Raw genomic sequence first — 9,923 nt, 5'->3', positions numbered from 1 at the left:
CAGTGCCATGCAGGCCTACTCCAACTACCTGGTCAAGCAGCTCCCTGTCATCTTCCAGCCGGTGACCTACACGATCAACGCGGTCTCAAGTCAGCTGAAGGGTGTCTACTTCCCCTCGACTGGTATCTTGTTCCCGCAGACGTGGTCCTATAAATAGCGATGGTCTCAGCGTACTGAGACAATTGGAATTTCGAGATGAACGGTTGATTGGGGGCACAGCGAAGTGATGACAGATAGCTCGGAGCTCTTGTTGGAACACGGGAGACTGATTGGGGGGCTTGGCTCTGACAACTCTGATGATGGAGGTGTCCTAGTCGGGGTAGATGGGCGCATCAAGTGGGTGGGTCCCATGGCACAACTGCCAACGCTAGATCCGGGTGTGAGAAGAGTTGACGTGACGGGTAACTGGATGTTGCCAGGGTTTATCGACTGTCACGTGCATCTTTCAAATGCCGATGCCGAGCGCGATCCATTGCGTCGAGCCACGCTGCCCAATAGCTACCTACATCTATCGATGGTGCAGTCTGCTCGTGTCACTTTGCAGGCAGGGGTGACCACCGTTCGAGACCTGGGTGGAGCCGATTTGGGGATGAAGATGGCGGTTGAACAGGGGATCATTGATGGACCGCGGATGCTCATCGCGGTGACGCCTATCAGTGTGACTGGTGGTCATGGTGATGCTTGTTACCCAAGTGGCTTGGATCTAGGGTTTCGATCTCAATATCCTGGGATTGCTGATGGCGAGGTGGAGTGTCGTAAGCGAACTCGTGAGATGTTGCGAGCCGGCGCTGATGTGATCAAGATTCACGCCACCGGTGGGGTTTGGAGTCCCAGGGATCAACCCGACGATGAGGGGCTCACGATCCCGGAGATTACCGCGGTGGTTGATGAGGCTCAGCGGCATCGTGGCAAGCGAGTGGCTGCGCATGCTCAAGGTCGAGGTGGAATCGCGAATGCCGTTCTCGGAGGTGTTACCAGCGTTGAGCACGGCTATGAGATCGACGAGGCGACGGTCGAAGAGATGATAAAGAGAGGTACTTACCTGGTACCTACGCTCACAACTGCTACGACCGTGCCGGACAAGCAGGCGGTCCCCCTTGTGTCGTACGAGAAGAAAATGAAGTGGATCGAGGTTGCTCGAAGCTGCCTTCCAAAGGCCTTGACGTCTGGTGTGCGCATTGCCATGGGTACCGATTGTGGAGTTGCAGCCCATGGCCGGAACCTTACCGAGCTCCGTCGCCTTGTGGAGTTTGGGGTGAGTCCAATGGAGGCCCTGCTTGCAGGTACGCAATATGCCGCAGAGCTCATCGACCGTAGCGACGAGCTCGGTTCGCTTGCCGTTGGAAAGTTTGGGGACGTCGTCGTTACCGATTGCGATCCTCTCCAACAGATCGATCAACTCGAGAACGCCAACCACATCGTGATGGTGGTGAAAGAGGGGGTTGTCTACAAAGATCTGGTGAGCCAGGCACGATGAGCGTACTGTACCTAGTCCGAAGATTGCTGCAAGCTATTGTGGTGGTGATTGGGGTCTCGGTGATTGTCTTTGTGATGGTGCATTCCCTGCCTGGTGGTCCTGCGCGTGCGATTCTCGGACCCCAGGCCACGCCGATTCAGGTGAAGGAGTTCATCGTTGCTAATGGCTATAACAAGCCCCTGATTGTTCAGTATTTCAATTATTTGGGACAGCTTCTGCACGGTAATCTTGGTTACTCGTATACCCAGAACGCCCCGGTGCGAACCCTGATCGGACAGGCACTTCCGAAAACCGCCCTGCTGGTGGCTCTTGCGTATGGACTCGGACTCATCGTTGGGATTCCTTTGGGGATTTGGCAAGCGGTGCATCGCGATGGAGCGTTGGATCACTTCCTGACGAGTGTCGAGTTGACTGGTTACTCGATGCCCTTGTTCTGGTTAGGGTTGTTGCTTATCGATGCGTTGGCGATTGGAGTGCATCTCTTTCCTCCACAGGGGCCTCAGGGGCCGACCATTAGTGCCTCCTTTTCTGATCCAGTAGCGTTGGTTCTACCCGTCGTCACCCTCATGATCACGGTATTTGGATCCTTTGCGCGGTTTGCCCGATCAGCTGCTCTTGATAGCCTTGCCCAGGACTACATTCGGACGGCTCGAGCGAAGGGCCTGACCCGTTGGCAGGTTCTCAGCCGGCATGTGTTGCGGAACTCATTGCTCCCATTGATCAGTTTGGTCGGGTTGATCCTGCCACTGGTGATTGCCGGCGCTTTGGTTGTGGAACAGGTGTTTAATTACCCAGGCATGGGTCTCTTGTTCTGGAACTCGGCTATTGCAAGGGATTATCCCATAGTCATGGGTGTCGCCTTGGTAGTGGCGGTGGCGACGGTGTTGGGTTCGCTATTGGCAGACATCTTGTACCGGTTTGCCGACCCGAGGGTGTCGTACTAGATGAAGCTAAGGAAGGGCTTTACCGTCCCCGGTGGCCAAGAGTCGTTGCACGAGTCGGAGGGAAGGTCTGAGTGAACTATGAACCGCTGGTGACCGCTACCGATCAGACGGTAGTTGAGCGAGAGCAGGAAGAGGAACGCCCCTCAGGGATTCGGCGCGGTTACCGAAGGTTTCTGCGGCGAAAGAGCGCCGTGGTTGGCGCGGTGATCGTGATCTTTCTGGTGCTGTTTAGCTTCGTGGGTCCTCTCATCTATCGGACCAACCAGGTGACTACTGTGCTCGCTCAAGCGAATCAAGCGCCGAGTGCAGCACACCTGCTTGGCACCTCTGACGTCGGCTATGACATCCTAGGACGCCTGATGGCCGGTGGCCAGTCGGCCCTTGAGGTGGGCATTGGTGCTGCCATCGTCGCGATGATCATCGGTACTTGGTGGGGAGCGCTGGCGGGTTATTTCGGTGGGTGGATCGATGCCACGATGATGAGAGTTGCGGATTCAGTGCTTGCGATTCCAGCGTTGCTGTTGGTCTTGCTGCTCGGGACGATCATCCAGCCTTCGGTACCGGTGCTCGTGATCGAAATTGGGGTTATCTCCTGGGCAGTCCCGGCTCGACTGGTACGTGGCGAGACGCTCTCGTTGCGGGTGCGTGAGTTCGTGGAGGCCTCGAAGGGAGCGGGGGCGAGTAGTCGGTGGATTGTCGCTCGGCACCTTATTCCAAACGTCATCGGTGTCGTGATTGTGCAAACTACGTTGAGTATTGCGAATTCGATCGCGCTCTTCGCGGTCATCAGCTACTTAGGGCTCGGTCCACCAGTACCCGCTACCAACTGGGGAGCAATGCTTAGCAATGGTCTCAATTTCGTCTATGACGGCTACTGGTGGGAAATCTACCCTGCTGGCATCGCCATTGTTCTGGCCGTGGTGGCGTTCAACTTCATTGGCGAGGGGTTGCGCGATACTTTGGAGAGCCGGGAGTGAGCGGTTCTTTGAAAGCACCAGAACGTCTGCTCATGGCCTCGGTAGATTACTGCGACTGTAGCCCCACTTCTCCAGGGTTGCTAGATAACGCTTGCCAAGAGATGGATTGGGCGCCTGCGGGTTCTCGTACGGCAAGCCGTGGCCAAGCTTTGGAAGGGGCTAGCCAGGACGAAGGATGGCCCCATCTGCAATTGGGTCATCGGATGCAGGGGTTGGTGGCAAGAGACAGGAGAGTAGGGTCGTGAGTCTCCTAGAAATACAGGATTTGCGCGTCTCGATCGCCCTATCCAGTTCTACGGTCCATGCGCTCGACGGTGTCAGTCTGACGGTGGAGGCCGGGGAAACTGTTGGACTTGTTGGCGAGTCAGGCAGTGGCAAGACGATGACTGGCATGGCGGTCATGGGGCTACTACCAAGAGGAGGAGTGGTCGAGTCTGGGCAGATCCTCCTCAATGGGCGCAATCTTGCGCACCTTCGAGAACACGACATGCAGGATGTGCGAGGGAACGAGGTTGGGATGGTGTTCCAGGACCCCATGACCGCTTTGAACCCCACTATGACGGTTGGCAAGCAGGTCGCGGAATCGCTGCGACGGCACCTGGGTCTTTCAAAGACGGAGGCCCGCTCGCGAGCCGTCGAATTGTTCAAGATGGTTGGAATGCCACGCCCGAACGACCAGGTAGGAGACTATCCCCATCAGCTATCTGGAGGGCTCCGTCAAAGGGTAGTGATCGCGATTGCTCTGGCGTGTCAACCTAAGCTGCTGATTGCCGACGAACCCACGACTGCTCTTGACGTCACCATTCAGGCACAAATCCTTGACCTTCTCGATCAGCTGCGCGAGCAGTTGCAGTTGGGTGTGATTCTCATCACCCATGACATGGGAGTCGTGGCGGGACGGGCAGATCGTGTTTCAGTGATGTATGCAGGGAGGGTCGTCGAAGAGGGAGCGACTGAGGATTTGTTCCACCAGCCGATGCACCCATACACGGAGGCACTTTTAGCATCGTTACCTGATCTTCAGAGTGATCGTTCACGTCGGTTGTTCGCGATTGGAGGACTACCGCCAGATCTGTCCAATCCACCTACTGGGTGTCGGTTTGCGCCCCGCTGCAGGTATGCCAAGGACGAATGTCGAGCCAACGATCCTGTATTGGAGCGCCAGGACGACACTCGGTCTGTCGCCTGCTTTTTCCCAAGCACCTCCAATCGCCTGGTGGAAGTCCGCGAGGCAACCGACGTTGTTTCGACGGGGAATCGGGTGGAATTTAGTTCGCGAAATTCGTCGGAGTCGACCAGGGCAGAGCTCCTAGAAGTGTGTGATCTTGTCAAGGAGTTCAAAGTCAGGTCGAGCATCCGACTGGGCCATAAGAGTGGATCGACGCTGAAGGCAGTCTCTGGTGTCTCGTTTGAAGTCGCCGCTGGGGAGACTCTTGGGGTGGTTGGCGAATCAGGCTGCGGGAAGACCACCCTTGGAAGGCTGGTCGCCGGTCTTGAGACGCCAACCGGGGGCAGTGTGAGGTTCTTAGGCAAGGAGTTGGTGGGTTCAAAGGGAAAGGGTTTCCGCAGTTCTAGACGTGATCTTCAGCTGATGTTCCAAGACCCCTACTCCTCGTTGGACCCGCGGATGCGGGTAGGGGCAATCATCGAAGAGCCCATGCGGCTGCAACATGTGGGCTCGCCGTCGGAGCGCCAGGATCGAGTGCGAGAGCTGATGGGAGAGGTTGGGCTCTCTCTGAGTCTCATCGATCGCTACCCCCACGAGTTCTCTGGTGGACAGCGTCAAAGAATTGGTCTTGCGAGAGCGTTGTCCCTCAATCCAAAGATCCTTGTTGCCGACGAACCCGTATCGGCACTGGATGTCTCGATTCGTTCTCAGGTCATCAATCTGATGTGCCAACTCCAGGAGCTCCACGGCCTCACCTACGTGGTGATATCGCATGACCTGTCGGTGGTGCGATACATGGCTGATCGCGTTGCGGTCATGTATCTCGGAAAGATTGTCGAGATCGGGCAGACGGCAAGCCTCTATGACGGGCCAGCCCACCCCTACACGCAAGGACTGTTGCGATCGATACCGTTACCAGATCCCGAGGCGGCTCGTGCGCATAGAATGACGAGTGTTACCGGCGAGCTCCCCTCTGCCATTAATCCTCCTTCGGGCTGTCGGTTCAGAACGCGGTGCGAGTACGCACAGGATATCTGTGCTGAAGTTGAACCTCCGTTGCGGTCCTTCGGCATCGGACACGAGGCGGCCTGTCACTTCCCCTTGAGGGAGCCGGTGGCGGAGTCTGTGACCGAGGCGCGGGTATTGGGAGGTTGAGGGCTTACGGGTCACAGACTCCTCAAAGTCTTCTTTCGTTCATAGCAAGTAGTAGGTAAGTTCACAAACAATGAAGGGAAAAGTGAGTTATGGTGAGAACCCTATTTCAAGGTGGTCAACTCTTTGACGGAACGGGCTCTGGTATGGCGCCAGCAGATGTGGTTGTTGAGGATGGGAAGATTATTGAGGTTGGTAACGGCCTAGACGGAGACCAGGTAGTCGATTGCACCGGGAAGGCGTTGTTACCCGGTCTATTTGACTGCCATGTCCATGTGACCAGCTCTGGTGTAGATACGATGCGAAGGTTAACCCGACCATTTTCCTATCAGTTCTACGAAGCGGAGGCGAATCTCAAGGCCACACTCGATCTTGGAATCACCACGATAAGGGACGCATCTGGAGCCGACCTTGGCGTGCAACAGGCGGTGGAAGATGGTTTGATCGCTGGTCCGCGGATGCAGATATCTGTGACTGCCATTAGTCAAACCGGAGGCCACGGGGATGGTTGGCTGCCTTCAGGGATCAACCTCGATGGTAAGGTCTCCTATCCTGGAAGGCCTTCTGGAATTGTGGATGGTCCAGAAGAGATGCGTAAGAAGGTTCGAGAAATCATCCGCTCCGGTGGGAATGTGATCAAGGTTTTTACGTCGGGTGGAGTCCTGTCCCCTCGCGACAATCCCCGTCACGGACACTTTCGGGATGATGAACTCCAGGTGCTTGTTGCGGAGGCTAACGCGGCAGGAATCTTTGTCATGGCCCATGCCCAAGCGAGTGATGGGATTAAGGCTGCGATCAGGGCGGGCATTCGATCTATCGAACATGGTGTATATCTTGATGACGAGGCGATTGAGATGATGCTCGCCAAGGGAACCTGGCTGGTTCCGACACTCATCGCTCCGATATCGGTCGTGGAGAGTTTTGATCAGGGTGCCTCGCTGCAGCCAGCTGTCATCGCGAAGGCGCGAGAACTGCTCCTGGTGCACCAGGATTCGTTTGCAAGGGCTGTAAAGGCTGGTGTCAAGATTGCAATGGGAACAGACAGTGGGGTAGGCGCTCATGGTACCAACTTGCGAGAGTTGGCGTTAATGGAGGCGGGAGGCATGGATCCTGGAAGTGTGCTGGTTGCGACTACGCATAGCGCGGCGCAGCTGATGGGCCTCGAGGGCGAGCTTGGCACCGTGGAACCCGGGAAACGAGCCGATTTGGTAGTGGTCGATGGAGACCCGTTCGATTTTTCTCGGCTCAAGGAGAATGTGTCTGCTGTATACAAGGATGGAGTTCTTGTGTCGGTCGGACAACAACGGATGGTCAAAGATGCCTGAGATTAAGAGCGCGGTTCAGGCGAACCAGCGAGCATTGGCTGAGGACATGGTGGCATTGAGTCATCGGATTCATGCACATCCTGAGCTAGGGTTCCAAGAACAACTGGCGTCGAGATGGGTAGGCGAGGCGTTGGAGTCGGGCGGCTTTGCTGTCAAGCGAGGCGTGGCGGATTTACCGACTGCTTTTGAGGCGACGATTGGTTCGGGTGAGTTCGTGGTCGCGGTTTGTGCAGAATATGATGCCCTCCCAGACGTTGGTCATGCTTGTGGTCATAATGTGATAGCGTCGGCGGCAGTCACAGCCGCACTGTCGCTTGCACCGCTGGTTGATGATTTGGGTATCACGCTCAAGGTCATGGGCACCCCTGCAGAGGAGGGTGGCGGGGGCAAAATCCTGATGTTGGATGCAGGGGTGTTTGAAGGAGTGCATGCGGCGATGATGGTGCACCCATCCCCTCGTGAGGATGTCGCTATGCGAGCGCTGGCGGTGGCACATCTGCAGGTTGAGTATTTGGGCAAGACCGCTCACGCTTCGGCCGCACCGGAGAAGGGTATCAATGCTGGTGACGCATTAGCGATCGCTCAGGTCGCGATTGCTCTCCTTCGACAACAGCTCCCGACCAACTGTCAGGTTCACGGAATCACGACCCACGGAGGTGAGGCTCCGAACGTGATACCTGGTCGGGCCGCTGCGAGTTATTACATCCGCAGTACTACACTTGCGAGCCTTGAGGAGGTACGCCCCAAAATTGAGCGGTGCTTTGAGGCCGGAGCCGTGGGTTCAGGCGCCGAACTTCGTATCACGGAACAATCACCACCGTACTCGGAGTTCGTTACTGATGAGGATCTAGCGAGGTTGTATCGTCAGAATGCTGAGAGTCTTGGTCGAGTCTTTGCCCCATTCGGTGAGGGAGAGAGACCGATGGGTGGATCGACTGATATGGCCAACATCTCCATGAGAATCCCCGCCATCCACCCCATGTTGGGGATCGACTGTGGTGACTCAGTGAATCATCAGCCAGAATTCGCGGCTCATTGCGCCGAGCCCTCTGCTGATAGAGCGCTGCTGGATGGTGGACTGGCAATGGCTTGGACAATTGTTGATGTTGCGAATGATCAGAGGGTTAGGGAGCGACTCCTATTGAGCGGTGGGTTGCATTGATCTTCTGACCTTGCCTATATTGAGAAGTTCGAAAGGCTTCAGCATGGGCAGCGCCGAGGAAAGGCAAGCGAGGTGATCAGGGGTTTCATGGGTCTTAACCATTGCTTCGGTATGGTATGAGCTGGTCGAAGCCACGCTGGTCGGTGACAGCAAGAAAACGGCCATGATTCTTAGGGGTTGACGTGGTCGGTAGTAGAGAACGGTGGAAGATCAATCATGCTGAAAGGGGCTATGGGTATGGAAAGTAAAAGGGGTACGTCGATGATAGTTGGGGCCAATAGAAGTTGGAAAGCCTTGACAATACTGGCGACAGTTAGCCTTGGAGGTGCGATCCTTGCTGCTTGTGGCTCCTCGAGCTCAAATAGTACATCGAGTAGCAGTCAGCCTTCGACCGCGACGAATGCGGGCGTAATCACGATGGCCGAAGGAGCCCAAGGTACTCCGACTTCGATCTTGCCATTTGTCGAGCCGGCCTACAACACTCTTGCTAACAAGGGAAGCTTCCAGAACTTTATGTGGCCATACCTTTACACTATCGGAACTGCGAATTCAGCGACCGCTCTCAACACTGCATTGAGCCTCGCCTATGCTCCTGTCTTCAGCCAAAACGATTCCGTTGTCACCATCAAGCTTAAGCCATGGAAGTGGTCGAATGGTCAGCCGCTGACGAACGCTGACCTGATGTTCTTTCTCGATCTCCTGAAGTATGAGAAAAACGAGTTTGGCGATTATGTCCCGGGTGATATACCCGACAGCATCAAATCAGTCTCGACAGTAGGTACAAGCACTGTCGTTTTACACCTCACGGAGTCGGTCAACCCAATCTGGTTCACCGATGATCAGCTCGATGAGTTGGTTCCGATGCCCCAGCAGGCGTGGGATAAGACTTCTACCTCGGGATCGGTGGGTAATTATGCATCGACTGCATCAGGAGCTGCCGCTGTTTTGAGTTATCTGAGTGCCCAATCCAAGGACACTTCTACCTATGCGACCAATCCCCTTTGGAAGGTGGTTGATGGTCCATTTGAACTCACTTCGTTCAATACGACAGGTGCTGCTTCGTTCAAAGTTAACCCAAATTACTCGGGACCAAAAGTTAACTACAAGGTATTTAAGGAGGTTCCCTACACCTCCAGTTCGTCTGAGTTCAGTTCGCTCCTATCGGGATCTGAGATTCAGGCTGGCTACGTACCGGCCAATGACCTCTCGACGCTGCCAAGAGTGAAGGCGGCGGGTTACAGCATCGTTCCCACTCCCTATTGGGAGATCAACTTCCTGTCACTGAACTACATTAACCCCCAAGTCGGGAGCATCTTCAAGCAACTTTACATCCGCCAGGCACTCCAGCATCTGATGGATCAGTCGGCAGTCGTGAAGTCACTCCTCCTTGGGACTGGGGGTTATCCAGATTACGGTCCAATTCCGCCAAAGCCATCCAATCCCTACATGGGCTCTCTCGAGTCGGCAAGCACCTATCCCTACAGCATCAAAGATGCCCGGACGTTGTTGACTTCCCACGGTTGGAAGATCCCCTCATCGGGACCAGCGGTCTGTGAGAAGCCAGGACCTGGAGCAAATGAGTGTGGGACAGGAATTAGTGGCGGTCAGACCCTGACCTTCTCACTTGCCTACACCACTGGGTCGTCCTATCTCCCCGGTGAGATGGAGGACTTCAAGAGCTCTGCTGCTGCGGCAGGCATCGTGTTGAACCTGTCGTC

General features: G+C 55.6%; 7 protein-coding genes. All 7 read left to right on the top strand.

Annotation, left to right across the window (positions count from 1 at the left end; all coding sequences use genetic code 11):
* Window positions 1–349: 349 nt before the first annotated feature.
* Window positions 350–1,477, top strand: a complete 1,128-nt coding sequence (locus tag M7439_RS08145) for an amidohydrolase family protein (RefSeq protein WP_298346991.1) — start codon at window positions 350–352, stop codon at window positions 1,475–1,477.
* Window positions 1,474–2,421 carry an ABC transporter permease gene (locus M7439_RS08140; protein WP_298346988.1) on the top strand — a complete coding sequence of 316 codons (948 nt, stop codon included), beginning with the start codon at window positions 1,474–1,476 and terminating at the stop codon, window positions 2,419–2,421. Before M7439_RS08145 ends, M7439_RS08140 begins: the two co-directional genes overlap by 4 nt.
* A gap of 71 nt (window positions 2,422–2,492) precedes the next feature.
* Window positions 2,493–3,398 carry an ABC transporter permease gene (locus tag M7439_RS08135; protein WP_298346986.1) on the top strand — a complete coding sequence of 302 codons (906 nt, stop codon included), beginning with the start codon at window positions 2,493–2,495 and terminating at the stop codon, window positions 3,396–3,398.
* Window positions 3,399–3,639: 241 nt separating this feature from the next.
* Window positions 3,640–5,721, top strand: a complete 2,082-nt coding sequence (locus M7439_RS08130) for an ABC transporter ATP-binding protein (RefSeq protein WP_298346983.1) — start codon at window positions 3,640–3,642, stop codon at window positions 5,719–5,721.
* 89 nt (window positions 5,722–5,810) lie between these two features.
* The gene (locus M7439_RS08125) at window positions 5,811–7,043 is read left to right on the top strand and encodes an amidohydrolase family protein (RefSeq protein ID WP_298346981.1); all 1,233 of its coding nucleotides are present in this window, start codon (window positions 5,811–5,813) and stop codon (window positions 7,041–7,043) included.
* Entirely contained in the window at window positions 7,036–8,205 is a 1,170-nt protein-coding gene (locus M7439_RS08120; RefSeq protein WP_298346979.1) for a M20 family metallopeptidase, read from the top strand. The genes M7439_RS08125 and M7439_RS08120 overlap by 8 nt, the downstream gene beginning before the upstream one ends.
* Window positions 8,206–8,622: 417 nt before the next feature.
* The coding region (locus tag M7439_RS08115; RefSeq protein WP_308464453.1) for an ABC transporter substrate-binding protein at window positions 8,623–9,923 on the top strand (1,301 nt) is incomplete at its 3' end.

The organism is Ferrimicrobium sp. (assembly GCF_027319265.1).
Classification (GTDB): Bacteria; Actinomycetota; Acidimicrobiia; order Acidimicrobiales; family Acidimicrobiaceae; genus Ferrimicrobium.
This window is presented reverse-complemented; position numbering and strand designations above follow the sequence as displayed.